The 24,367-nt window shown below is 61.7% G+C and carries 17 protein-coding genes; 9 read left to right on the forward strand and 8 right to left on the reverse strand.

Translation table 11 applies throughout. The features are described 5' to 3' along the window. Nucleotides 1-37 precede the first annotated feature (37 nt). From P3T22_RS11620 to P3T22_RS11630, 3 genes are all read right to left on the reverse strand, one after another. Nucleotides 38-2,770 carry an enterotoxin A family protein gene (locus tag P3T22_RS11620; protein WP_429325030.1) on the reverse strand — a complete coding sequence of 911 codons (2,733 nt, stop codon included), beginning with the start codon at nucleotides 2,768-2,770 and terminating at the stop codon, nucleotides 38-40. Between the two features lie 387 nt (nucleotides 2,771-3,157). Next, nucleotides 3,158-5,293, reverse strand: a complete 2,136-nt coding sequence (metG, locus tag P3T22_RS11625; RefSeq protein WP_429325031.1) for a methionine--tRNA ligase — start codon at nucleotides 5,291-5,293, stop codon at nucleotides 3,158-3,160. Nucleotides 5,294-5,728: 435 nt separating this feature from the next. Further along, nucleotides 5,729-6,382: an OmpA family protein gene (locus tag P3T22_RS11630; protein ID WP_429325032.1), complete on the reverse strand. Its 654-nt coding sequence runs from the start codon at nucleotides 6,380-6,382 to the stop codon at nucleotides 5,729-5,731. Between the two features lie 331 nt (nucleotides 6,383-6,713). Here P3T22_RS11630 and apbC point away from each other — a divergent pair, with 331 nt between their 5' ends. The 5 genes from apbC to P3T22_RS11655 all read left to right on the forward strand — a co-directional run bounded on the left by apbC (nucleotide 6,714) and on the right by P3T22_RS11655 (nucleotide 12,459). Continuing rightward, nucleotides 6,714-7,802: an iron-sulfur cluster carrier protein ApbC gene (apbC, locus tag P3T22_RS11635; RefSeq protein WP_063495070.1), complete on the forward strand. Its 1,089-nt coding sequence runs from the start codon at nucleotides 6,714-6,716 to the stop codon at nucleotides 7,800-7,802. Nucleotides 7,803-7,943: 141 nt separating this feature from the next. Further along, nucleotides 7,944-8,477, forward strand: coding sequence for a superoxide dismutase family protein (locus tag P3T22_RS11640; protein ID WP_063495071.1), 534 nt, complete (start codon nucleotides 7,944-7,946; stop codon nucleotides 8,475-8,477). A 275-nt stretch (nucleotides 8,478-8,752) separates the two neighbouring features. After that, nucleotides 8,753-9,322, forward strand: a complete 570-nt coding sequence (gene dcd, locus P3T22_RS11645; RefSeq protein WP_028200499.1) for a dCTP deaminase — start codon at nucleotides 8,753-8,755, stop codon at nucleotides 9,320-9,322. An 84-nt stretch (nucleotides 9,323-9,406) separates the two neighbouring features. Continuing rightward, the gene (locus tag P3T22_RS11650; RefSeq protein ID WP_063495072.1) at nucleotides 9,407-11,692 is read left to right on the forward strand and encodes an arginine/lysine/ornithine decarboxylase; all 2,286 of its coding nucleotides are present in this window, start codon (nucleotides 9,407-9,409) and stop codon (nucleotides 11,690-11,692) included. Nucleotides 11,693-11,694: 2 nt separating this feature from the next. Further along, complete coding sequence (locus P3T22_RS11655; RefSeq protein ID WP_429325033.1) at nucleotides 11,695-12,459, forward strand: lysozyme inhibitor LprI family protein; 765 nt, start codon at nucleotides 11,695-11,697, stop codon at nucleotides 12,457-12,459. Nucleotides 12,460-12,895: 436 nt separating this feature from the next. Here P3T22_RS11655 and P3T22_RS11660 read toward each other — a convergent pair whose 3' ends face one another. From P3T22_RS11660 to zwf, 3 genes are all read right to left on the reverse strand, one after another. Continuing rightward, nucleotides 12,896-14,812, reverse strand: coding sequence for a bifunctional transcriptional regulator/glucokinase (locus P3T22_RS11660; RefSeq protein WP_429325034.1), 1,917 nt, complete (start codon nucleotides 14,810-14,812; stop codon nucleotides 12,896-12,898). After that, complete coding sequence (pgl, locus tag P3T22_RS11665; RefSeq protein ID WP_429325035.1) at nucleotides 14,790-15,497, reverse strand: 6-phosphogluconolactonase; 708 nt, start codon at nucleotides 15,495-15,497, stop codon at nucleotides 14,790-14,792. The genes P3T22_RS11660 and pgl overlap by 23 nt, the downstream gene beginning before the upstream one ends. Before the next feature lie 211 nt (nucleotides 15,498-15,708). Beyond that, a complete protein-coding gene (gene zwf / locus P3T22_RS11670; protein ID WP_063495075.1) occupies nucleotides 15,709-17,172 on the reverse strand; it encodes a glucose-6-phosphate dehydrogenase in 1,464 nt (487 codons plus the stop codon). 533 nt (nucleotides 17,173-17,705) lie between these two features. On the opposite strand from zwf, the gene P3T22_RS11675 reads away from it, so the two are divergent. The 4 genes from P3T22_RS11675 to P3T22_RS11690 all read left to right on the forward strand — a co-directional run bounded on the left by P3T22_RS11675 (nucleotide 17,706) and on the right by P3T22_RS11690 (nucleotide 22,273). Then, nucleotides 17,706-18,953 (forward strand): ABC transporter substrate-binding protein, encoded by a 1,248-nt coding sequence (locus tag P3T22_RS11675; protein WP_063495076.1) that lies wholly within the window; start codon nucleotides 17,706-17,708, stop codon nucleotides 18,951-18,953. A gap of 197 nt (nucleotides 18,954-19,150) precedes the next feature. Continuing rightward, nucleotides 19,151-20,092, forward strand: coding sequence for a carbohydrate ABC transporter permease (locus P3T22_RS11680; RefSeq protein WP_063495077.1), 942 nt, complete (start codon nucleotides 19,151-19,153; stop codon nucleotides 20,090-20,092). After that, nucleotides 20,082-20,939, forward strand: a complete 858-nt coding sequence (locus tag P3T22_RS11685) for a carbohydrate ABC transporter permease (RefSeq protein WP_148662094.1) — start codon at nucleotides 20,082-20,084, stop codon at nucleotides 20,937-20,939. Before P3T22_RS11680 ends, P3T22_RS11685 begins: the two co-directional genes overlap by 11 nt. Nucleotides 20,940-21,157: 218 nt before the next feature. Then, nucleotides 21,158-22,273 carry an ABC transporter ATP-binding protein gene (locus P3T22_RS11690; protein WP_429325036.1) on the forward strand — a complete coding sequence of 372 codons (1,116 nt, stop codon included), beginning with the start codon at nucleotides 21,158-21,160 and terminating at the stop codon, nucleotides 22,271-22,273. Nucleotides 22,274-22,401: 128 nt separating this feature from the next. Here the strand turns inward: P3T22_RS11690 and P3T22_RS11695 are convergent, their stop codons facing one another. Both P3T22_RS11695 and P3T22_RS11700 read right to left on the reverse strand, forming a co-directional pair. Continuing rightward, nucleotides 22,402-23,319: a LysR family transcriptional regulator gene (locus P3T22_RS11695; protein ID WP_429325037.1), complete on the reverse strand. Its 918-nt coding sequence runs from the start codon at nucleotides 23,317-23,319 to the stop codon at nucleotides 22,402-22,404. Nucleotides 23,320-23,737: 418 nt separating this feature from the next. Continuing rightward, entirely contained in the window at nucleotides 23,738-24,358 is a 621-nt protein-coding gene (locus P3T22_RS11700; RefSeq protein WP_063497827.1) for a trimeric intracellular cation channel family protein, read from the reverse strand. Nucleotides 24,359-24,367: the final 9 nt, after the last annotated feature.

Genomic DNA, 24,367 nt, shown 5'->3' on the forward strand with positions numbered 1-24,367 from the left:
CACAGGCGCGGCGCTCTCATACGTCGATCATCCGCGGTCACTGCGCGGCATACGCGGTCGTGCTCAGTTCTTCAAACTTCTTCCTGCGGTCCTGCTCGCTCTGCAGGCGAGACCATGTCCGATCGGATATCGAGTAATCGGACTTGATCCCGGATGCGTCGTTCTGCGACGCGGCATCGGTTTGAACGGTCTTGATAGTGTTGCCTTGCAGATTGCGTACCTCCAGGGTGTGCTCGCCGGTCGCGGTGAGATAGAAGCCGTCTTTGAACAGCAGCGCCGCGTTGTTGCGATTGAGCCAGTTGGCTCGCTCCTGCTGTTGGTCCTGAGTGGCGTTGCGTATGAACGAGCCGGTGTCTTCATAGGTCGACGGGCCGCCGGGCAAGGACGTCACGAAGTGGGTCGCTCCAGTGGGCAAAGCCAAATCTGGGTCCTTGTCGAATTCATACTGCGTTCGGGCGCTGCCGGCGCTGTTGTCGTGATACGAGTAGATGCTCTTCGGCGGCGCATAGGACTTATTGCTGCTGCCGGTCAGCTTCCACTGCGAATAGCTGCTGTCATAGTCATGGTCACTCACATACGCATAGCCTGCATTGGAATAGGTGAGCACCTTGTGGTCTTCTTCGTGAACCAGACGGTTATCCTGGTAGCGGAACACGCCATTCCTGTTTTGCGGATCCTTGGGCGCGTAGTCGAGATTCAGAAAGCCGTCGCTGCCCACCCGCAAGACTTCGTCTTCGCCGAGTACCTTGGTGTGAAACCGGCCGTCGTCGCCCATGCGGAATGTGTGATAACCGCCCACGTCGGCTGCTCTGTTTGTGACTGTGACGTCGGTGTTGCCGGGGCCGTTGGGCGAGAAGAGCTGCCCTGCCGGTGTGTGGACGTTGGCCTGTAGCGTGCCGTAGGCGCCGTTGTGAGCGATGAGTTCCACCGGCCCGCGATAATCCTGGCCCTTGGCCTGCTGGTCGTTCAGGTAGCCAATTTTTTCCAACGCGTGGTTGTAGAAGGTCGCTTGAGTCAGGTTTGGCTCCTGCGTCGGCACATAAGTGGTGGTGTCGTTGTGTGTCTGCGTCGTGGCGAACGGTCGATGCGCGCTGTCGCTCCATGCCGGGTTGTCGGCGGCGAAGCGCGACAGTTGCGGCTGGGCGCCGGCGGTACGGGTCTGGTCGTAGACGTCCCAGCGATAGTCGGGATTGGCCGTGAACTTCCCGAGCTTGCCGTTTTCCATTTTCTGCCAGCCGCGAATCTGCGTGTAGTCGATGCGGCCCATTGCGGCGACTTCGCCGGTATCGGGGTTGCGGGCATTCGCGCTGAGCGAGGCATTGACGTCGACCATGTTGGGCGTGGGCGCGACCGCATAGACATAGCCGTTCTTCGCGTCGACGAGTGCCGGATTCTGCTGTGCTGTTTCGAGCTTACGGAAGGTGCCGAGATAGCCGGCACCGTCGATCACGGAGGGGTTGGTCGCGACGTCGAAATTGTGCAGGTCGAGGTTGACCTTGCCGAGCGGAGTCTGTTCGGCGCTGAAGCGACCGAGCTTCTTCAGCTCTGCCGGCGTGACGATGGAAGGGCGGTATAGCGCCATTGGCTGGCGCTCGCCTTCGGTGTCGGCACTGCGTTTGAGGTCGTCGCGCGGTCGCGGCTGATAGCCCGATGGTCCCGGCTGGTCGAAGTCGGGCGGTGGCGGCAAGTCCGCCCGCGGTGGTGTGAGGGATGGCATTGCCATAGGCGGCGCGGCGCCGCCGGACGACTGCGGGCGCAGCGTTGGAAGGGCCGGCATTCCGTAGCTGCCGCCGATGTCGCCGAGGCGTTCTTCTGCCATGGGGTGCTGCAGCACATTTTGCATCGCGTAGTAGGACGTGTATGCATGAACGGGATTCGGGGTGTCCGGTTCGTTTAACGGAGTGTTGGATATAGCGTAGGCTAACTGATTGAAATTCTCGTAGAGGAAGGCGCCGTCGTAGGGGCTGTAGAGCGCATACCTGTCGTTGCGGTAATCGCCGGTTGTGTGTAATCGCTGCACGGCAAACACCACGGACGGAGACCAGTTGTCACGCCCTGGAATGTTATCGTTGACGGGCGCGTAGCCTATCAGCGCAAACGTCTCGGGATGTCCCATTGCTTCGCCATGAGGGTTGTAGGGCGTGGAAAAATGGCGAGCCAGGTCATCCACCACAGCGGTCTCGTTTTCCAGTCCCGCGGCGCCTGGATGCCTGATGTAGTGCGCGAGCTCTCTCGCGTCGCCGTTCCACTCGCCGTCGTGGTGATAGCCCTCGATGCTGGTGAGCACATGTTCCCTGTCCGTGCCCCCGTTCGCGTACATGTCGTAGATTTCGGCAGCCGCTTCGAGCAGGTTGCTACCGTGCGGCACCGAATTAATGGCGGCTGTTGCCATGGTCGCCATCGTCGTGCCGAAGTCCCGCGGTACGTTTGGCCCTGCCGCCGGAGCCAAGCGGTCTGCGGTGACTTGTGCTCTACTATCGTAGGAGGGGCGATACATGCTATCGAAGGTGGCATAGTGTTCCCGTACTTCCGGTGAGTTGTTGGGCGCGGCGCTTGGCCTCAGATTGATGACCGCCCCCCGATACGGGACCTGCGTAGCTTCTGGCGGAAGACCGGCCACGCCCGTAGGAGGGAGCCGCCCTCCGCGTCGTGTCCTGACCCGCTGCGGCGGTTGATCGTTTGCGGAATCTGGCGACGCGATCTGCCTGCTTTCCGGTGACAGATGTGAACGTGCAGTTTCATTGGCCAGGGGGGCAAGGAGATGCTGCACGTGATTTGCGAGCGCCGAAGTCCGGATGCGTGGGGAGGGCGGCGCTTGCGTGGCTGCGCTAGGCGTATTTTGCTTCGCAGTTTGTGCGATGTCCGAAGAGGACGAAGGTGAATTCTCCTCGGTGAGTGGGAGCGGTGCGCTTGCGCTATATCCTTGAACTCGCATGATATGGTCCTCGGGTTGTGGGCAACGTCCGGGGCAGTGATGGGACACTGGACCGGTTCAAACCAGTTTTGCATATTGCAAAGAGGGTGATGACATACCTGCGTATAGCGCGCATCGCTGCAACGACTGCCACTGCGCTGTAAGTGGCAGGCGGCGCGCATCAAAGAAAAAAGCACGTCCGAAGACGTGCTTTTTTACGAAAGCCGCGAACCTGCGGCTGGCTTACTTCACGCGCATGCCCGGCTTCGCGCCGCTATCCGGCTCGAGCACGTACAGACCCGGTTCGGCTTTCTCGTCAGTTGCGGAGGCCGCCAGCACCATCCCTTCGGACATGCCGAACTTCATCTTGCGCGGGGCGAGGTTCGCGACCATCACCGTCAGCTTGCCGACCAGTTGCTCCGGCTGGTAGGCCGACTTGATGCCCGAGAACACGTTGCGCGTTTTCTCTTCGCCGACGTCGAGCGTGAGTTGCAGCAGCTTGTCCGAGCCTTCCACCGCCTTGCAGTCGACAATCTTCGCAATGCGCAGATCGATCCTGGCGAAGTCGTCGATCGAGATGACGCCGGGCGCTTCATCTTTATCGGCAGCGGCCGCTTTCGCTGCTTTCGACTTGGCCTTCGCATCCGCTGGCGCCGCAGCTTCCGGCGTGGCTTGCAGCGAGTCGCGATTCGCTGCGATGAGCGCCTCGATCTGCTTCGGGTCGACGCGCGTCATCAGATGCTTGTACGCGTTGATCGGGCGCGTGGAGGAGAGCGGCACGTTCGCGTCGGCCCACACCAACGGCTCGATGCCGAGGAAGGCTTCCACCGCTTCCGCCAGCTTCGGCAACACCGGCTTGAGCGCCAGCGAAAGCAGACGGAACGCCTCGATACTCACGCTGCAGGTTTCGTGCAATGCGACCTCGTTGGCCGGGTCTTTCGCCTGATCCCACGGCTTGGCGGTGTCGACGTACGCATTGACCGCGTCGGCCAGTTCCATGGTCTGGCGCAGCGCGCGGTTGTACTCGCGCGCCTCATAGTTCGCGGCGATTTGCGGCACGGCGGCGCGCAGCGTGGCGAGCAACGGGTGCTGCATGGCGCTGTCCTGCACGCGGCCGTCGAAACGCTTGATCAGGAAGCCGGCGGCTCGGCTCGCGATGTTCACGTACTTGCCGACCAGATCGCTGTTCACGCGCGCCTGGAAGTCGTCGAGGTTCAGGTCGAGGTCCTCCATCGTGCTGTTCAGCTTGGCGGCGAAGTAGTAGCGCAGCCATTCCGGATTCAGGCCCGTGTCGATCACGCTTTGCGCGGTAATGAACGTGCCGCGCGACTTTGACATCTTTGCGCCGTCCACCGTCAGGAAGCCGTGCGCGAACACGTTGGTCGGTGTGCGGTGGCCCGAGAATTCGAGCATGGCCGGCCAGAACAGCGTGTGGAAATACAGAATGTCTTTGCCGATGAAGTGGTACTGCTCGGCGGTCGAGCCCTTGCGAACCCACGCGTCGAAGTCGAGGCCGCGCTTAACGGCCAGGTTCTTGAAGCTCGCGTAATAGCCGACTGGTGCGTCCAGCCACACATAGAAATATTTGCCCGGCGCGCCCGGAATTTCGAAGCCGAAATACGGCGCGTCGCGCGAAATATCCCAATCGGCGAGCTTGGCTTCGCCAGCGTCGCCGAGCCATTCGCGCATCTTGTTGGTGGCTTCCGGCTGCGCGAGGCCGCTGACCCACGCGCGCAGGAAATTCTCGCAGCGCGGATCGGACAGGCGGAAGAAGTAGTGCGTCGAGGTCTTGCGAATCGGCGTCGCGCCCGAGACAACCGAATACGGATTGACCAGTTCGGTCGGCAGGTAAGTCGAACCGCATACCTCGCAGCTGTCGCCGTATTGATCCTTCGCGCCGCACTTCGGGCATTCGCCCTTGATGAAGCGGTCCGGCAGGAACATTTCCTTGACGGGGTCGTAGGCCTGTTCGATGTCGCGCGCTTCGATCAGGCCGGCTTCCTTGAGCGCCAGGTAGACCGATTCGCTCAGGACGCGGTTTTCCTCGGAATCGGTCGAGTAGTAATTGTCGAATGAAATCCCAAAGTTGTCGAAATCGCGCTTGTGCTCCTGCCAGACGCGGTCGATCAGCTCCTTCGGCGTCAGACCTTCCTTTTCCGCGCGGAGCATGACCGGCGTGCCGTGCGTGTCGTCGGCGCCCACGTAGTAGACCTCGTGCCCGTGCATTCGCAACGTCCGGACCCAGATGTCCGTCTGGATATATTCGACCAGATGGCCGATATGGATTTGCCCATTCGCATACGGAAGGGCCGACGTGACGAGAACCTGGCGACGGCCTGACGGCGCGCCTGCGGAGAGATCGGTTGCGGGTGCTGACATAAGGATGGTGGGAGCCTGCGGTGGGACGAAACGTTGATTCTAGCAGGGCACGCGCCCGGCGCGCGCTGGGCCACTTAGGCCGCTTGGGACGCGGCTGGGTCGGTGCCTGGGCTTGACGGTGTGTCCCCCAAGGGGACTTCCTGCGAGGCGAAAAGCGAGCGCCCAAAAAAAACCGGGGCTATTAACCCCGGAGCAACAACGACAAGAGGAGAATGGTGACGCGGCGGCTTCGCCAGCCACGTACCGTAAAGACAGACCGCGGATTTTCGGCAGAGTTCGAAAATTTTTTCGTTCTCGTGCGAGATTTTCTTTCGTCTGCTTTTTACGGTTTGCCCGACGCCGGACGCCGGCGGTAAAAGGCGGCACGAGACGGCAAAGGCCGGCGGCAAGAGCCGCCAGGCACCTGGCGGCTTTGTCCTCTTTCAGGCTCTGCCCTTATTGCGTGGCGTGTTGAGCCGTGGCGCGCAGATAGATTTCCACGCGACGGTTTGCTGCACGGCCGGCTTCGGTGTTGTTGTCAGCGACCGGCTGGTTCTGGCCCATGCCGCTTGCCGACAGGCGTTGCGGCGCGACGCCGCGTTGCCCCAGATAGCCGGTCACGCTTTCCGCGCGGTTGACAGACAGCGTCTGGTTGTAAGCCGGCTGACCCGTGCTATCCGTGTAGCCGATCACCTGAGCGATCAGTTCCGGATTCTGCTGCATGGTCTGCGTCAGCTGATCCAGCACCGGCGCGAACGACGGCTTGATGGCGTAGCTGTTGGTGTCGAACGTGACCGAGCTCGGGATGTTCAGCTTGAGCGAGCCGTCCGGCTGCTCGGTGATCTGCGTGCCGGTGCCCTTGGTAGCGCCCGACAGCTTGTTGTGAATGGCTTGCCAGTTGTAGCCGGTGATGCCGCCGACCGCTGCGCCAGCGCCCGCGCCGATCGCCGCGCCCTTGCCGCCGCCGAAGATCGCGCCGATCGCCGCGCCGGTGGCGGCGCCCACGCCCGTGCCGACTGCCGTGTTGGTGCCCTGTTGGCTTGCACAGCCTGCCAGCAACGAACCGGCAACGGCGAAAACGGCAAGGCGAGACATGATTTTTGCATTCATTTTTTGATTCCTCTTGAGTGAAGCGGGTGGAAGCGATCAATCTATCCGTTGAACGTGACGGCCGTAAAGCGCGCAAGTCGACAATACGAGAATCCTGTGTCTTCCCTGGTTCCGGTCCGACAGTGGAGAAGGGTCTTCCGGCAAGGCTTGGCGCCAGCCACTACAATGATGACTGAAGTACGCAGCGATGCGACCCCATGGCGTTCCGCCTGCCCGAAGGGTGCACGGCGCGCCTGGTTTTAGCAATGCTGTCTAACAATTTTTTTCAAATTCCGGCGCGTGGCCGAAGCTTCGATTCCGCCGCGCCGCAAGTGTTCCCCACGGAGTGTCAATGAGTATCGATCGGGCTTTGGTCGACGCTGCCCTCGCGGCCGTCACTGACCCCAACACGGGCAAGCCCTACGCGGCTGCCAGGAACATCAAGAACGTGGCCGTGGAGGGTGACGCGGTTAGCCTTGAGGTGGTACTCGGCTATCCGGCCAAGCGGCAGTTTGAAGCGATCCGCACGCAATTCGCCGAGGCACTGCGGGCCGTTCCCGGCGTGGCAAACGCACGCGTCGAGGTGTCCCAGAACATCGCTGCGCACACCGTGCAGCGCGGCGTCAAACTACTGCCGAACGTTAAAAACATTGTCGCGGTGGCGTCGGGCAAGGGCGGGGTCGGCAAGAGCACGACCGCTGTGAATCTCGCGCTGGCACTGGCGAGCGAAGGCGCGTCGGTCGGCATCCTCGATGCGGATATCTACGGCCCTTCGTTACCGATGATGCTTGGGATTGCCGGGCGCCCCGAATCCCCCGACGAAAAGTCGATGAACCCGATGACCGGCCACGGCTTGCAAGCCAACTCGATCGGCTTTCTGATCGAGCAGGACAACCCGATGGTGTGGCGCGGTCCGATGGCCACCTCAGCGCTCGAACAGCTGCTACGGCAGACCAACTGGCAGGATCTCGACTACCTGATCGTCGACATGCCGCCGGGCACCGGCGACATTCAGCTGACCTTGTCGCAGCGCGTGCCGGTGACGGGCGCCGTGATCGTCACGACGCCGCAGGACATCGCGCTGCTCGACGCGAAGAAGGGCCTCAAAATGTTCGAGAAGGTCGGCATTCCGATCCTCGGCATCGTCGAGAACATGGGCATGCATATCTGCTCGAATTGCGGCCACGAAGAGCATATCTTCGGCGCGGGCGGCGGCGAGCGGATGGGCAAGGAATACGGCGTCGACGTGCTCGGCAGCCTGCCGCTCGATATCGCCATCCGCGAGCAGGCCGACTCGGGCAAACCTACTGTCGTGGCGGATCCGGAAGGGCGCATCGCCGGGATCTACCGGTCGATCGCGCGCAAGGTGGCGATCCATATCGCCGAGCGGGCTCGCGACATGACTTCGAAGTTTCCCAGCATCGTTGTCCAGAACACCTGACTAACCGTTCGGACAAGGGCCAAAGCGGGGCCAAAGCGGGGCCAAGGCGTCAATTTGCGCCTGGTCTCGCGGTATCATGTCGACTTCACAAGTTCGGCTCGGCGGCCGCAGGGGCGGCCGCCAGGCCGGCAAGAGGATCGCATGGGAAAACGAATCGACGGGCGGGCGGTGCATGCGTTCATCGTCCTGGCTGCCAGCAGTGTGCTGTTATGCGGCTGTAGCACGTTCCTGAGACCACAGGAAAAGCGTGCCGACGCGCAGTTGCTGCCCACCGTGGGCAATCAGGCACGCGGTCTCGTCACGTTCATCGAGCGTTCGGACGGCGTGCAGGTCACCTACAATCTCTCGGGCTTGCCGCCCAATAGCGACCACGCATTGCAAGTGCATGAGCGCGGCGACTGCAATGCCGCCGACGGCTCCAGCGCCGGCCAGGTGTTTTCGCCGGCCGCCGAGCGTCTCAAAGCAGGGGTCCGGGTCGAAGGCGATCTCGGCAACATCCACGCGGACGCGAATGGCGTGGCCACCGGCTTCATCGTTGCGCCGGACGTGTCGCTCGACGGTATCCGCTCGGTGTTGCAACGTGCAGTGCTGCTGCATCACGACGCGACCGACCCTTATGCGTATCCGCAGCATGGCGCAGGCCCCGCGCTCGCATGCGGCGTGATTCGCCAGTGAGAGCGGCGCAGGCCGCGGGTCTCATTCTCCGCAAGCGTTTAGCCGTTTGAATGAGCTTGCGGCACACCTTCGGGGGTGTCGCGGACTGCTCCGGCACTTCGCCCGCGGCAGCATTCTCGTGATCGCGTAAAATAAGCGCCTTTCGTTCGGGGCACCTGGCCGGGGGCACCTAACCGGGGGCGCGTAGCCGATGGTGCCCGGCCCGGGGCACGTAGCCCGTACACCGGGTTCTTATCCGTCACACATCTGTCACTCAAGTCGAGCAGCGTTCACCTATGACTATCAAATCCGACAAGTGGATCCGGCGCATGGCCGAGTCGCACAATATGATCGAGCCGTTTGCGCCGGATCAGGTCCGCGTCTCCGAAGACGGCCGGAAGATTGTCAGCTATGGTACATCGAGCTACGGCTACGACATCCGCTGCGCCGACGAATTCAAGATCTTCACTAACATCAACTCGACCATTGTCGATCCGAAGAACTTCGACGAGAAATCGTTTGTCGACTTCAAGGGCGATGTCTGCATCATCCCGCCGAATTCGTTCGCGCTGGCCCGCACCGTCGAGTATTTCCGTATTCCGCGCAGCGTCCTGACCGTGTGTCTGGGCAAATCCACGTATGCGCGTTGCGGGATCATCGTCAACGTGACGCCGTTCGAGCCGGAATGGGAAGGGCACGTTACGCTCGAATTCTCGAATACGACACCTTTGCCTGCGAAAATCTACGCGAACGAAGGCGTCGCTCAAGTGCTGTTTTTTGAAAGCGACGAGATTTGTGAAACGTCGTACGCGGATCGCGGCGGCAAATATCAAGGTCAGCACGGCGTCACGTTGCCCAAGACCTGACGTCGGCAGCGTACTGACCCACCAGCTATTCGGGTGACCGCTGCCTGGTCGAATGCAGCGGTCGTTCTTTTTGGAGAATCGCCCATGAAGTTTCGTTTTCCCGTCGTCATCATCGACGAAGATTTTCGCTCCGAGAACATCTCGGGTTCCGGCATCCGGGCTTTGGCCGAAGCTATCGAGAAAGAAGGCGCGGAAGTGCTCGGGCTGACGAGCTATGGCGATCTGACTTCGTTCGCGCAGCAGTCGAGCCGCGCCTCATGCTTCATCCTGTCGATCGACGACGATGAACTGCTGCCGTACGTCGAGAACGTGGTGGTGGACGGCGAGACGCCGGAACTGGCCGCCGCGATCGTCGCATTGCGCGCGTTCGTGACCGAAGTGCGCCGCCGCAACGCCGATATTCCGATCTTCCTGTACGGCGAAACGCGCACTTCGCGCCACCTGCCGAACGACATCCTGCGCGAACTGCACGGCTTCATCCACATGTTCGAGGACACGCCGGAATTCGTCGCGCGCCATATCATCCGCGAGACCAAGGTGTATCTGGATTCGCTCGCGCCGCCGTTCTTCAAGGAGCTGGTGCAGTACGCGGACGAAGGCTCCTATTCGTGGCATTGCCCGGGGCACTCGGGCGGCGTCGCGTTCCTGAAGAGCCCGCTTGGCCAGATGTTCCACCAGTTCTTCGGCGAGAACATGCTGCGCGCCGACGTGTGTAACGCCGTCGACGAACTCGGCCAGCTGCTCGACCACACGGGTCCGGTCGCAGCATCGGAGCGCAACGCCGCGCGCATTTTCAGTGCCGACCACGTGTTCTTCGTGACCAACGGCACGTCGACCTCGAACAAGATTGTCTGGCATGGCACGGTTGCGCCGGGCGACATCGTGCTGGTGGACCGCAACTGCCACAAGTCGATCCTGCACGCGATCACCATGACCGGCGCGATTCCGGTGTTTCTCACGCCGACGCGTAATAACTTCGGCATCATTGGCCCGATTCCGCGCAGCGAATTCGAGCCGGAGAACATCAAGAAGAAGATCCTGGCGAATCCGTTCGCGCGCGAAGCGTTGGCCAGGAATCCGGAACTGAAGCCACGCATCCTGACCATCACGCAGAGCACCTACGACGGCGTGATCTACAACGTCGAGATGATCAAGGAAATGCTCGGCGATTGGCTCGATACGCTGCACTTCGACGAAGCGTGGCTGCCGCACGCGGAATTCCACGAGTTCTATCAGGACATGCATGCGATCGGTGCGGGCCGTCCGCGCATCGGCGCGCTGGTGTTCGCGACGCACTCCACGCACAAGCTGCTGGCCGGTATTTCGCAGGCTTCGCAGATCGTCGTGCAGGATTCGAAGAATAGCCGCTTCGACAAGCATCGCTTCAATGAAGCGTATCTGATGCACACGTCCACCAGCCCGCAGTACGCGATCATCGCCTCGTGCGACGTGGCCGCGGCCATGATGGAAGCGCCGGGCGGCACGGCACTCGTTGAAGAGTCGATTGCCGAGGCGCTCGACTTCCGCCGCGCGATGAGCAAGGTCGACGCCGAGTACGGCGACGACTGGTTCTTCAAGGTGTGGGGCCCGGACCAGTTCGCCGAAGAAGGCATCGGCTCGCGCGAAGACTGGATGCTGCGCCCGAACGACGCGTGGCACGGTTTCGGCCCGCTCGCCGAAGGCTTCAACATGCTCGACCCGATCAAGGCGACCATCGTCACGCCGGGTCTGGATATGGACGGCGGCTTCGGCGAGTCCGGCATTCCGGCTGCGATCGTCACGAAGTACCTGGCCGAGCACGGCATCATCGTCGAGAAGACCGGGCTGTATTCGTTCTTCATCATGTTCACGATCGGCATCACCAAGGGCCGTTGGAACTCGATGGTGACTGAGTTGCAGCAGTTCAAGGACGACTACGACAACAACCAGCCGCTGTGGCGCGTGCTGCCCGAATTCGTCTCGCATCATCCGATGTACGAGCGTGTCGGTCTGCGCGATCTGTGCGAGCAGATCCACAGCGTGTATCGCGCGAACGACATTGCGCGCCTGACAACCGAGATGTACCTGTCGAGCATGGAGCCGGCAATGAAGCCGTCGGATGCATTCGCCAAGCTCGCGCACCGCGAGATCGACCGGGTACCGATCGACGAACTCGAAGGCCGCGTCACATCGATCCTGTTGACGCCGTATCCGCCGGGCATTCCGTTGCTGATTCCGGGCGAGCGCTTCAACAAGACCATCGTCAACTATCTACGTTTCGCGCGCGAGTTCAACGCGCGCTTCCCGGGTTTCCACACGGATATCCACGGGCTTGTCGGCGAAACCATCAACGGGCGCATCGAATACTTCGTCGATTGCGTGCGCGCCTGACGATGCGGATAGTGAAGTCCCTGCTGGGCGTTGACCGCTGGCGGCGCGCGTTTGGCGCGCTGGCCCTGACGTCGGCGATGTCGGCGGCGGTGCTAGGCGCGGTGCTTGCTGCGACGCTCGGCGTGACGCCCTCGGCGGCGCATGCCGAAGCCGCCGCCGCCGATCCGATCGACGCGTCGATGCGCACCTGTCTGGCGCGCAGCGACATGTCGTCGACGGCGGGGCAGGTGCAGTGCATGGACAACGCGCGGATCGGCTGGAAGGCCGCGTTAGACGGCGCGTGGCAGCAGCTTCAGACGAAGCTGCCGCCCGCGCAGCGCAAGCAGTGGGACAAGAGTCAGGCCAGCTGGCAGGCCTCGCGCGATGCCGAGAAGCCCTTGCTGAGTGCGGTGTTCGCAACCACGCATGGCTCGATGTATGAACTCGCCGAAGCCGATATTCAATTGCAGCCGGTGCGTGACCGCGCGCTGGCGCTGCGCAGCGCGGCGGCGAAGCTCAGCGCGGGGGGCGATCCGCCGCGTCGTCCGCGAGCCTGTACCGAGGACGCGCAATGCGAACACGCGATGTTCGATCTGAACCGCTACTACCGCCGCTTGCAGGCGAAGATGCCGGTGCGCTCGCGCGCTACACTCACGCGCGCACAAAAGGCCTGGAGCGCGTATCTCATCGCGACCACGCCGTTGATCGATGAGCGTGGGCGCATCGATATCATTGGCGCACGAGTGGCCACGATCAAGCGCTTGTCGGAGACGGTGGGCAACGACTGAGGGCTGTCGCGACGCTGACAAACAATGAGTGTCGGCGCTTGACGGTACGCTTGGCGCAGGGCCGGCCTGGTAGCCTCCCACTTTCCCCGATCATGCGGCTGCGCTTGCGCCGCGACGCTATCAATCGAGCATGTAACCTTCATCTTCCGGCTTGGGCAATTCCAGCGCCGGCTCGCCGAGCAGATCGCGCCTGCTTGCGTGTGGCGCTGCACCCATTCACCTAGCCAGAGCATCAGCGTCGCCGGTTTGTAGCGCGACGCCATGATGCGGTCGAATATTGGTTTTGGCAGGCGTGTGGCGAGGTCTTCGCTCGGGTCGCTCTTGCGGAGCTGGTGACGCAACGCATGTTGGGCCTTCGGCGATGGGGTCTATTATCGCTGTTTGCCCAACACTGCAGGCAACCAGACAAACCCGACGCGAAGGCACAAAAAAACCGTTAATCGCGAGCCGAAGAAGCCGCCCCATGACTCAGCCAATCGAGCACAGCGGTAGCATCGTCATCCGCGCCTTGTCGCGCCTTAGCGACGGTCTCAGCCACATCCGCGCTAGGCACGGCGCGCCGGATCGCTACGCCAACGGCAAGAATATCGATCATGACAAGATGCAAAATCCGCGAAATCATCGACAATTGCGACTCGCGAATCTCAATGTGATCGGTCTCCAAAGCGACCGTGGCCCGCTTGGCCAGCGGCGTATTGCTGGACGTAATGGCAATCACCTTGGCGCCCGCCTGCATGGCGACATCCAGCACACGCAGGAGCTCGGGCGCACGCCCAGACTTGGACACGGCAACGATCACATCACCCTTGCCGAGCAAGGCAGCAGACGCCGCCTGCATATACAGATCGCCATAGGCAATCGTCGGAATGCCAAACCGGAAGAACTTGTAATGCGCATCTTGCGCGACAATGTTCGAATTGCCGAGCCCATAAAACTCGATCCGCCGCGCACCGTTCAACAGATCGATGGCCCGCTCGACCTGGTCGAAATTCAAATGCTCTCGCAATTGAAGAATCGCGGAAATCGTATTGTCGAGCACCTTCGCGCCGAAGTCTGTCGCGGTATCGCCCAGATGCACCTGGCTATGACTCACCGGAATCGTGCCGGTCAACCCCGTCGCCAGCTTCAGCTTGAAATCCGACAGCCCCTGGCAGCCGAGCGAGCGGCAAAAGCGGATCACCGTCGGCTGGCTCACGTCGGCCTTGCGCGCAATATCCACGATCGGATCGTTGATGATCGAACGCGGATGATTCAACGCGAGGTCGGCCACGCGGCGCTCGGCTGGCGTCAACGCGTCGCGCATCTGGCGAATCCGCTCGAACACGGCCGACGAACTGCCGCCCGTGCGGTTCGACAACTGCTCGGCGAGAATCGCCGAAACACCCAGAAACGCCGGGTATTCAGCGGTAATCACATAGGTCGGCACGTTCTGCAAATACGCCTCGAAGCGGCCCTTCGCTTCGAACCGTTTACGGAACGACGAACGCGCGAAGAATTCGCCGAGCCGCGGCACGACGCCGCCGCCAATGTAGATGCCGCCCAATGCGCCGAGCGTCACCGCGATATTGCCCGCGAAGGTGCCGAGAATCCCGCAGAACACATCGACGGATTCGGCCGCGAGTGGCTCGCCTTCCAGCGCGCGTTTGACGACCTCGACCGTGTCGACATTGGCGGCCACGCGCTTCTTGTCGCGGCCCGCCAGCGCGCGGTAGATCACTTCGATGCCGGGGCCCGCCGCCACACGCTCGAACGAGACGTGCGACCACTTCTTGCGCGCGTACTGCAGCACGATGTCTTCGCGCTCGTCGGCCGGCGCGAAGGTGGCGTGGCCGCCTTCGCTGCCGAGCGCGATCCAGCGGTCGTCTGCCGGAATCAGGCCGGACACGCCCATGCCGGTGCCCGGGCCGAGCAAGCCGATCACGCTGTTCGGACGGCGCGCGCCGCCGCCTACCTGCACGCGCTGCGCATCGGTCAGGCCCGGCAGGGCCATCGCCAGCGCGGTAAAGTCGTTCACCACCAGCAGCGTGTCGAAGCCGAGCGCGCGGCGCGTGGCTTCGATCGAAAAGCTCCAGTCGTGGTTGGTCATGCTGACCTGATCGCCATCGACCGGGTTCGCAATCGCAATCGCCGCGTGATTCACGCGGCCGATCTTGGTGTCCTTCAGATACTTTTTGATGACCTCGGCAACGCCCGGATAGTCCGCGCACGGATAGACCTGCACCGAGCCGATCTCGCCGGGGCTGGTTTCCAGCGCGAAGCGCGCATTGGTGCCGCCGATGTCGGCGAGCAGCCTTGGTCCGTCGGCGTGCTGGCCCGCGCCCGGAGCAGCCTTAGTTTGCACACCAGTAGACATCGAGTGTCACTCCCTTGTCATTTGCCAACTGCGAGATGGCATTTTTTTGTAGCGAAGCGGCGGCGGCATTCAGCACGTCCCTCTTTCGCGGTCCTGCAATCAGCAAAAACAGGTGCTTCACTTCTTTCAGGGCGGACAGCGACCAGCTCACGCGCGCATGCGGCGCGTTGCCGGGGTGCACGGCGACGAAGCGCTCGGCGGTGGTGATCGCATAGTCCCATTCGGGCGCATCCGCGAAAATCGACGCGGTGTGGCCGTCTTCGCCCATGCCGAGAATCGCGACGTCCGGCACCGAGCTAAAGCGCGGGTCGGCGTTCAGCGCGGCAACCTGCGCGTTCAGGTCTTGCGCCGTGTCGACCAGCGGCCAGAAAGCAGCGTGCTTCGCGGCGTTCTGCAACAGCGTGTCATGGACGAGCTGCGAATTGCTCGCGCTGTCCGTTTCCGGCACCCAGCGGTCGTCGACCAGCGTCACGGCAATGCGCGCCCAGTCGAAGGATTGCGTGGACAGCGTCTGCAGGAACGGACGCGGACTGCTGCCTCCGGACACTGCGAGCGTTGCCGGGCGCGCGCCAGTATTGGGCGTGGCCGCTTGTGCGGCGAGCGACGCATGTAACGCGTCGCCAACCGCTTTCGCCAACGCGTCGGATTGGGCGCGTTGATCGTCGAAAGCGTGAAGCTTGATCACTTCTCCTCCGTGCTGCTTTCTTGTTCGATCTGCGGAACGTGCTGTACTGCTCTCACGCGATGCCTGCAAGCGGGATGACTCGCAGGCGCCTTCGTGATACCGGCGCCATTCCGTTCAGTTCGTCGGTGGGTCTTGCAGGCGCTGCGCTGTGCTTCGATCGGGATCGCGATCGGGGCACGGCGCGGCGCCGTGATTCAGTTGATTCAACTATTCAATTCTCTTCTTCGAGCCAGCAGGTGTCGTGCTGCGCCAACATCGCGCTCGCCGCGGCCGGTCCCCACGTGCCTGCCGCATACGGCTTGGGCGGCTTGTGCGACGCCGCCCATTCGTCGAGGATCGGTTCGACCCAGCGCCATGCCGCTTCCTGCTCGTCGCGCCGTACAAACAGCGCGAGGCGGCCATTGATGACATCGAGCAACAGGCGCTGATACGCCTCCATCTGCCCTTCGCGGAAGAACCGGTCGAACGCGAGGTCGAGATGGACGCTGGCGAGGTTCATGCCTTCGCCCGGCTGCTTCGCGAGACAGTAGAGGCGAATGGTTTCATTCGGCTGCAAACGGATCACGAGACGGTTCGCACCGCCGCGCAACGCGGACGCGCCCAATGCCGAATGCGGCACCGCACGAAAATTCACCACGATCTCAGCGACGCGGTCGGCAAGACGTTTGCCCGTGCGCAGGAAGAATGGCACGCCGGCCCAGCGCCAGTTTTCGATTTCCACCTTCACCGCAACGAAGGTTTCAGTCGTGCTGTCCGGCTTCACGCCGGGCTCGGTAGCGTACGCCGGGACCGCGCTGCCGCGGATCACGCCCGAATGATACTGGCCGCGCACCGCGACCTTGCCGATATCGCGCGGATCGATCGGCTTCAACGCGCGCAGCACGCGCAGCTTTTCGTCACGTACCGAGTCGGAATCCATCGAGTGAGGCGGTTCCATCGCCACGATGGAAAGCAGTTGCAGCAAATGGTTCTGCACCATGTCGCGCAATGCGCCGGTGTTGTCGTAGAAGTCGCCGCGCGCTTCCACGCCGAGCTCTTCGGCAATCGTGATCTGAATGCTTTCCACCCATTCACGGCGCCACAACGGTTCGAACAGCACATTGCCGAAACGCAGCGCAAGCAGGTTCTGCACCGGTTCTTTACCGAGGTAGTGGTCGATCCGGTAGATCTGTTCTTCAGCGAAGATTTCGCCGACTGCATCATTAATTGCGTTGGACGACTTGAGGTCGTAGCCGAGCGGCTTTTCCAGCACGATGCGCGAATTTTCGTTGAGCCCCACCGACGCCAGCGCGCGGCAGATCGGCACGAACAGCGACGGACCCGTGGCCAGATAGAACACCCGAATGCCGGGGCGGCCGCTCAAGGCGTCGCGCAGCAGCGCGAAGTCTTCGGCCTTGCCCAGATCGATCTTCACGAACTCGATACGGTCGAGAAAGCTCGCCCATGCTGTTTCATCCACACCGTTCTTCGACACGTGCGGCTTGACGTGCTCGTTGACCCATTCGAGGTAGTCGGCACGATCAGCCACATGCCGCGCCACGGCGACGATCTTGCCACTGTCGGCCAGCATGCCGCCTGCACGGTGCGCTTCATACAGTGCCGGCAAGATTTTGCGCATCGACAGATCGCCGGTTCCGCCGAAGAGAACGAAGGTGAAGCTTGAGTCGGTTTGCATGAGTCTCCGTCGATATCCTGGGGCCGCCGGGGTGACCGGAAAGGGCGACCGTAGTCCGATAAAATATTTTTTGACACTGAATTGTAGTTTAACTACAATCCAAATCAAGAGGTAGCGTTAATTCGATGAAAAAAGCGTGCGCTGTGAAGCTGGATGCGCCTTTTCCCGAATCGGCGGGCGTCCCCTGCATGTTAACGGACATTGCGTGCGGGCACGTGCCAGCATGCGCCCCGGCGGCCTTGACGGAACGGCCGGAAGGCGGACCTGGCGTCAGGGTTAACGTGTGAGGCACCTCGAGTCTGCCGCGCGCTACGCGGGCAGGCAAAAATCAAAAGAGGAGACAGTCAGTTGCATCCCGAACCACTCATCTCTTGAGCTTCCAGCGGCCGGATATCGGTCCGCCGGCCCATGCCTTAAGCATGCGCCCGACCGTGCTCGATCGCCCAGTGTTTTGCCTGTTTGAACCAACCACAGCACCCTGGCGACATCAGGGGCCATTTGTTTTTTGTTCAGGTGTCTGGAGGAGATAAACAATGAAATTTCGCGCGATCATGGGCGCTTTGTGCGCCGCAGGTCTGATGTGTGGCGTTTCGGCTGTGCAAGCTGCCGAGTCGATCGAAGTGCTGCACTGGTGGACTTCGGGCGGCGAATCGAAAGCCGTCGGCGTCCTCAAGGACGACATGACGAAGCAGGGTTACACGTGGAAGGACTTCGCGGTTGCTGGCGGTGCAGGTGCGGCTGCCATGACGGCACTCAAGACGCAGGTGATCTCGGGCAACGCGCCGAGCGCTGCGCAGATCAAGGGTCCGCTGATCCAGGACTGGGCTTCGCAAGGCGTGCTGGTGCCGATCGATGCAGCCGCTGGCGACTGGAAGAAGAATCTGCCGCCGGAAATCGACAAGATCATGCATGCGGACGGTCACTACGTTGCTGCACCGTTCTCGGTGCACCGCGTGAACTGGCTGTATATCAACAAGGCAGCGTTGGACAAGGCGGGCGGCAAGGTGCCGACCACGTGGCCTGAGTTCTTCGCGGTGGCCGACAAGATGAAGGCTGCGGGCATCCAGCCGATCGCGATGGGTGGTCAGCCGTGGCAAGACCTGACGCTGTGGGAAGACGTCGTGCTGTCGCAAGGCGCCGACTTCTATAAGAAGGCCCTGGTCGACCTCGACGAAAAGACGCTGACGTCGGACAAGATGGTCGGCGTGTTCGACACGGTCCGCAAGATCCAGGGTTACTTCGACGCGGGCCGCACGGGCCGTGACTGGAACCTGGCCACGGCCATGGTCATCAACGGCAAGGCCGGCATGCAGTTCATGGGCGACTGGGCCAAGGGTGAATTCGCCAACGCCGGCAAGAAGTCGGGCTCGGACTACATCTGTGCTGCGGTTCCGGGCACGGAAAAAGCTTACACGTTCAACGTCGACTCGTTCGTGTTCTTCCAGCAGAAGGGCCAGAAGGCTGCGACGCCGGGTCAACTGGCACTGGCCAAGACGATCATGTCGCCGGACTTCCAGGAGCAGTTCAGCCTGAACAAGGGCTCGATCCCGGTTCGTCTGGGTGTGTCGATGATCAAGTTCGACGACTGCGCGAAGAAGTCGTACGCGGATGAACAGGTGGCGATCAAGTCGGGCGGGTATGTGCCTTCGCTGGCACACGGCATGGCGCAACCGGATGCAGCAGCCGGCGCGATCTCCGACGTGGTCACGAAGTTCATGAACTCGCAGCAAGATTCGAAGACCGCGGTTGCCGCGCTCGCGAAGGCAGCGAAGACCAAGTAAGCGACGTAAGCGAAGTGGTGCGCCTGGCTGTTGCCCTCGTGGGTGCCGGGCGCGCGCTTCAGATAGCTTGCAGCCGTTGCGTTACTTAGGGCGAGAGACTTCACCCTTGGTTTCATCGAGTCACACCTATACCGTTCCGGTCTCGCGTTTTCCATGCGTGAGCGCCTCGGCGGTACAGTTTCAGCAGGAGTCGAGTAGTGACTGCTTCTATCAGCGGAAACGGGAAAACCACGGCTTCCGTGACCCGCCGCACGTCGCCGATGGCGGCCCTTGCCGACCGCTGGATTCCGAAGCTGGTGCTCGCACCCAGCGTCGTGATCAGTCTGATCTTCGTGTATGGCTTCATCGCTATTACCGGCTTTCTGTCGCTGTCGAATTCGCGACTGATGCCTCGTTATGAATTTGTCGGTCTCGATCGTTATCGCGAACTGTTCGATAACGATGTGTTCTGGACCTCGGCTGCCAACCTGGGCTGGTTCGGCATTCCGTTTATCGGTATCTGTATCGGCCTCGGCCTGTTCCTCGCGATCCTGCTCGATCAGCAGATCCGCAACGAAGGCGCGCTGCGCGCCGTATTCCTGTACCCGATGGCGCTCTCGTTCATCGTGACGGGTACGGCGTGGCAATGGATCATGACGCCGAGCGTCGGCCTCGAGAAAGTGTTTCACGACTGGGGCTGGACGAGCTTCTCGTTCAGCTGGCTCGGCGACCCCGACAAGGCGATTTTCTGCGTCGTGATCGCGGCGGTGTGGCAATCCACCGGCTTCGTGATGGCGCTGTTCCTCGCGGGTTTGCGCGGGGTCGACGGTGAAATCTTCAAGGCCGCGCAGATGGACGGCGCCGGCTTGCCCACCATCTATCGCAAGATCGTGATTCCGAGCATGCGCCCGGTGTTCTTCTCGGTGCTGCTGATTCTCTGCCACATCACGATCAAGACCTTCGACCTGGTTGTCGCGTTGACCGCGGGCGGTCCGGGTACGTCTTCATCGCTGCCGGCTATTTTCATGTACACGTTTTCGTTCAACCGCGGGCAGCTGGGCGTCGGCGCGGCATCGTCGATGATGATGCTCGCCACCGTTGTGGCCGTGCTCGTGCCGCTGATGTATCTGGAATCGAGGAGCACCCGCAATGCAGCCTAAGATGACGATCAGCCGTGCCGTCATTTATGCGGCCTTGATTCTGTTTGCCCTGTATTTCCTGTTTCCGCTCTACGTGATGCTGTCCACGTCGTTCAAGGACATCGACCAGCTGCGCTCCGGCAACCTGCTCACGCCGCCTACTCACTGGACCATCGATCCCTGGATCAAGGCATGGAGCGGTGCGTGTACGGGTGTGCGCTGCGACGGCATGCAGCCGTTCTTCATGAACTCCGTGCGCATGGTGATTCCGGCCGTGCTGATCTCGTCGATCATCGGCGCGTTCAACGGCTATGTGCTCACGCATTGGCGCTTCCGCGGCGCGGATCCGATCTTCACGATGATCCTGGTCGGCTGCTTCATCCCGTTCCAGGCGATCCTGCTGCCGATGGCGCGTTTCGAAGGCTTGCTCGGCCTGTCGAATTCGATAACCGGTCTGGTGGTGGTGCACGTGATCTACGGTATCGCCTTCACCACGATGTTCTTCCGCAACTTCTACGTGAGCATTCCGGCTGAACTCGTGAAGGCCGCGCGGATCGACGGTGCCGGGTTCTTCACGATCTTCACGAAGATTTTGATGCCGGTGTCGCTGCCGATTTTCATGGTGTGCCTGATCTGGCAATTTACGCAGATCTGGAATGACTTCCTGTTCGGGATTGTGTTCTCCGGTGTCGATTCGATGCCGATCACGGTGGCGCTGAACAACCTCGTGAACACTTCGACCGGCGTGAAGGAATATAACGTGGACATGGCCGGCGCGATTATCGCCGCGTTGCCGACGCTGCTCGTCTACATCGTCGCCGGCCGCTATTTCGTGCGCGGTCTGACGGCGGGGGCCGTCAAGGGTTAGCCCCGGGGCTAGCCCATACGCATCGCGGCGGCGCGTCCTGCACAACACGCACTGAGTGCAAGATAAGTGCAAGAAACGCGCCGCCGTCATCCGACAAGACGTTCCTGAGAAAACGCCGGGCCGCCCCAAGTTTTCTCAGCCCCCCTCGGGGGGCCTGGCGCGAAGTGCCAGGTTTGGGAGCGCTTTCAAGCAGTACCAGAGACAAGAGGATTCACAGCATGGCAAGCCTTTCCATCCGTGACGTGTACAAGACTTACCCGAACGGGGTGCCGGTTCTGAAGGGTGTCAACATCGACATCGAAGACGGCCAGTTCCTGATTCTCGTGGGCGGCTCGGGCTGCGGGAAATCGACGCTGCTCAATATGATCGCCGGCCTCGAAACCGTGACCAAGGGCGAGATCCAGATCGACGGCAAGACGGTGAACAACCTCTCGCCGAAGGATCGCGATATCGCGATGGTGTTCCAGTCGTACGCGCTGTATCCGTCGATGACGGTGCGCGAGAACATCTCGTTCGGCCTGAACATCCGCAAGGTGCCGAAGCAGGAGCAGGCGCAAATCGTCGACCGCGTGTCGAACACGCTGCAGATCACGCACTTGCTGGACCGCAAGCCGGGCCAGCTCTCCGGCGGTCAGCGTCAGCGCGTGGCCATGGGGCGTGCCCTCGCGCGCGATCCGGTGATGTTCCTGTTCGACGAACCGCTATCGAACCTCGACGCGAAACTGCGTATCGAGATGCGTTCGGAAATCAAGCTGCTGCATCAACGCCTCGGCACGACGATCGTCTATGTGACGCACGATCAGATCGAAGCGATGACGCTCGGCGACCGCATCGCGGTGATGAAAGACGGCATCGTCCAGCAGTTCGGCGCGCCGCAAGAGATCTACGATTCGCCGGCCAATCTGTTCGTGGCCGGGTTCATCGGCGCGCCGCCGATGAACTTCATCCAGGGCAAGCTGGTGGCGCAGGGTTCGGGCGTCGGCATCGAGCTGGATACGGGCACGGCGCGCAATGTGTTGAACCTGCCGTTCGACTCGGCCAAGGTGAAGTCGCACATTGGGCGTGAAGTGATTCTCGGCCTGCGCCCTGAGCGGATCACCGACGCACGCGGTGCGCATGGCGACCACGCGAACCTGCAGTCGATCGACGTGAATGTCGACGTGATCGAGCCGACCGGTCCGGACACGCTGGTGTTCGCGCAGGTGAACGGCAAGCGCATTGTGAGCCGCGTGCACCCGGCTTCGAATCCGCAGCCCTTGTCGACTACGACATTGTTGTTCGATGCGTCGAAGGCGGTGTTGTTCGATCCGTCCAATGAAGAACGGATTGCCTGAGGCGGGTGATTCGCTGAGCGATTCGCATTGAAGAAAGCCCCATGCGTTGTGAGACGCATGGGGCTTTTCTTTTTTTGCCAGGTGCTGTTTGCATCGGGCTCGGACCATGGCGCCTCTGCACCAGGCTCTCAAACGTCCGTAATGCGCAGATCCGGATTGCTTCGCGCCAGCTCGGTGACCCACTCGGTGAAGGCGCGAAGCCGTGAACTCAGATTGCGGCGATGCGCGTACAAAATCGACAGTGGCGTGCCAGGGCTCGTGTAGGCCGTGAGGATTTCCGTGAGCGCGCCTTGCGCGATCAGATCCGCAACCATGAAGCGCGACGGCTGGATAATGCCGTGGCCGAGCGCGCCCGCGCCGATGTAGACGCTGCCGTCGTTCACCGCGAGCACGCTCTTCAACGCAACCTTGACGATCTCGCCGTCCACTTCGTATTCGAACGGAAAGGTCTTGCCGCTGCGCGCGGAAATGTAGTTGACCGCGCGATGCTCGCTCAGCTCGTCGAGCGTGGTTGGCGTGCCGTATTTCTTCAGATAGGCGGGCGACGCGCAGGTCACGATCTTCGCCTGGCCGATGCGCCGCGCCACGAGACTCGACTCTTCCGGCGTGCCCATGCGGATCACGCAATCCACCCCGTCCTGAATCAGATCGATATTGCGATCCGCCAGCCCGAGCCGCACGTCGATCTCGGGGTATTGCAGGTAAAAGTCGTCGAGCGCGGGCAGCAGCAGCGCACGGGCGAGCGTGCCGGACGTATCGACGCGAATCGTGCCGCTCGGATTTTCGCGCTTGTTCGACAGCGACGATTCGGCGTCGGTGACTTCCGCGAGGATGCGTACGCAACGCTCATAGAAGAGCGCGCCGTCTTCGGTGACGCTGACCTGCCGCGTCGAACGGTTCAGCAGCCGCACACCGACGTGCTCTTCGAGAGCCTGAATGGTGCGGCTGACTTTGGCGCGTGGCAGGTCGAGCGATTCGGATACTTTGGTGAAGCTGTTCGCTTCGACCACACGCGTAAATATCTCCATCGCTTCGAAGCGGTCCATGTTTTGCCTTATGAGTGATGGGCGGAAGTGGCTCTCGAAGTGAAGTGTATCGCTTGGAAATAGTGTTGTCGCAATAAGGGCGGCCACGCGAGGGTGGGCATAGAGCTTCAGGGTCATCGTGGTCACCTGTGGCGGTTGCAAGGAGCGCTGGGGCGCGATGACGGCCAAAGGAGCCGTTTACCTCACGACGAACCACAGCGGAGCAAATCGACAGCAGCGCGACAGCCGCGAAAATGCTAGCGGAAGACGGATGTTCACCCGCTTTTGGCGAAGATCTGACGCGACAAAGAGCCGATGCACCGTGATGTGGTACGACCAAACGTCCCAAATTTTCAAGAAAGGTCGCGTAATATTTGAAAAATTTGTAAGCTGACCAATTGCAGCGCGCTCTTGATGAGGCAAGTTTGGTGAGGCAGGCTTAGTGAGGCAGGCGGACGTTGAACCGGAACGTCACCAGTCTTGCGAGCAGGATGAAGGCGGTGGCGATCAACACGCCGTACACCGTATCGACGTTCATATAGTCCAGCAGCACGTACAGCCAACACCCCACGAAAGCGCATGTCGCATACGGCCGCGAATCGCGCAAAATCAGCGGCACCTCGTTGCACAGCACGTCGCGGATCACGCCGCCGAATACGCCTGTCAACACCCCCATCATCACCGACGTGAACCACGGCATCTGCGCGTCGTGCGCGATCGACGTGCCGGCAATGCTGAACAAGCCGAGTCCCACGGCATCGGCCGCCAGCAAGACCCGCTCGGAGAGCAGGCGCGACGTCATCTTCAATAGTGTCGGCGCAAACAGGGACATCACGAAGATCGCGATCAGATACGCCTGATGTTCGACCCAGTAGAAGGGCCGCCGTTCGAGCAGCACGTCGCGCAACGTACCGCCGCCGAAGGCCGTCGCGATTGCCACGAGGAAGGTCCCCACCGCATCGAGCCGTCGGGTTCGGGCTTCGATAAACCCGGAAATCGCGTACGCGAAAAGCGCCAGCGCCTCCATGATGGTCAGCGCCAACGTCAGCCTCGGATGGATCACCGGGAC

The sequence above is a fragment of the Paraburkholderia sp. GAS348 genome (genome assembly GCF_050434205.1).
GTDB lineage: Bacteria > Pseudomonadota > Gammaproteobacteria > Burkholderiales > Burkholderiaceae > Paraburkholderia.

What these genes read in the sequence shown, in the direction of transcription:
- zwf (WP_063495075.1), bottom strand. Translation starts at nt 17,172, where the DNA reads ATGCAAACCGACTCAAGCTTCACCTTCGTTCTCTTCGGCGGAACCGGC.
- P3T22_RS11690 (WP_429325036.1), top strand. Translation starts at nt 21,158, where the DNA reads ATGGCAAGCCTTTCCATCCGTGACGTGTACAAGACTTACCCGAACGGG.
- P3T22_RS11685 (WP_148662094.1), top strand. Translation starts at nt 20,082, where the DNA reads ATGCAGCCTAAGATGACGATCAGCCGTGCCGTCATTTATGCGGCCTTG.
- P3T22_RS11640 (WP_063495071.1), top strand. Translation starts at nt 7,944, where the DNA reads ATGGGAAAACGAATCGACGGGCGGGCGGTGCATGCGTTCATCGTCCTG.
- P3T22_RS11695 (WP_429325037.1), bottom strand. Translation starts at nt 23,319, where the DNA reads ATGGACCGCTTCGAAGCGATGGAGATATTTACGCGTGTGGTCGAAGCG.
- dcd (WP_028200499.1), top strand. Translation starts at nt 8,753, where the DNA reads ATGACTATCAAATCCGACAAGTGGATCCGGCGCATGGCCGAGTCGCAC.
- metG (WP_429325031.1), bottom strand. Translation starts at nt 5,293, where the DNA reads ATGTCAGCACCCGCAACCGATCTCTCCGCAGGCGCGCCGTCAGGCCGT.
- P3T22_RS11630 (WP_429325032.1), bottom strand. Translation starts at nt 6,382, where the DNA reads ATGAATGCAAAAATCATGTCTCGCCTTGCCGTTTTCGCCGTTGCCGGT.
- apbC (WP_063495070.1), top strand. Translation starts at nt 6,714, where the DNA reads ATGAGTATCGATCGGGCTTTGGTCGACGCTGCCCTCGCGGCCGTCACT.
- P3T22_RS11650 (WP_063495072.1), top strand. Translation starts at nt 9,407, where the DNA reads ATGAAGTTTCGTTTTCCCGTCGTCATCATCGACGAAGATTTTCGCTCC.
- P3T22_RS11660 (WP_429325034.1), bottom strand. Translation starts at nt 14,812, where the DNA reads ATGTCTACTGGTGTGCAAACTAAGGCTGCTCCGGGCGCGGGCCAGCAC.
- P3T22_RS11675 (WP_063495076.1), top strand. Translation starts at nt 17,706, where the DNA reads ATGAAATTTCGCGCGATCATGGGCGCTTTGTGCGCCGCAGGTCTGATG.
- P3T22_RS11655 (WP_429325033.1), top strand. Translation starts at nt 11,695, where the DNA reads ATGCGGATAGTGAAGTCCCTGCTGGGCGTTGACCGCTGGCGGCGCGCG.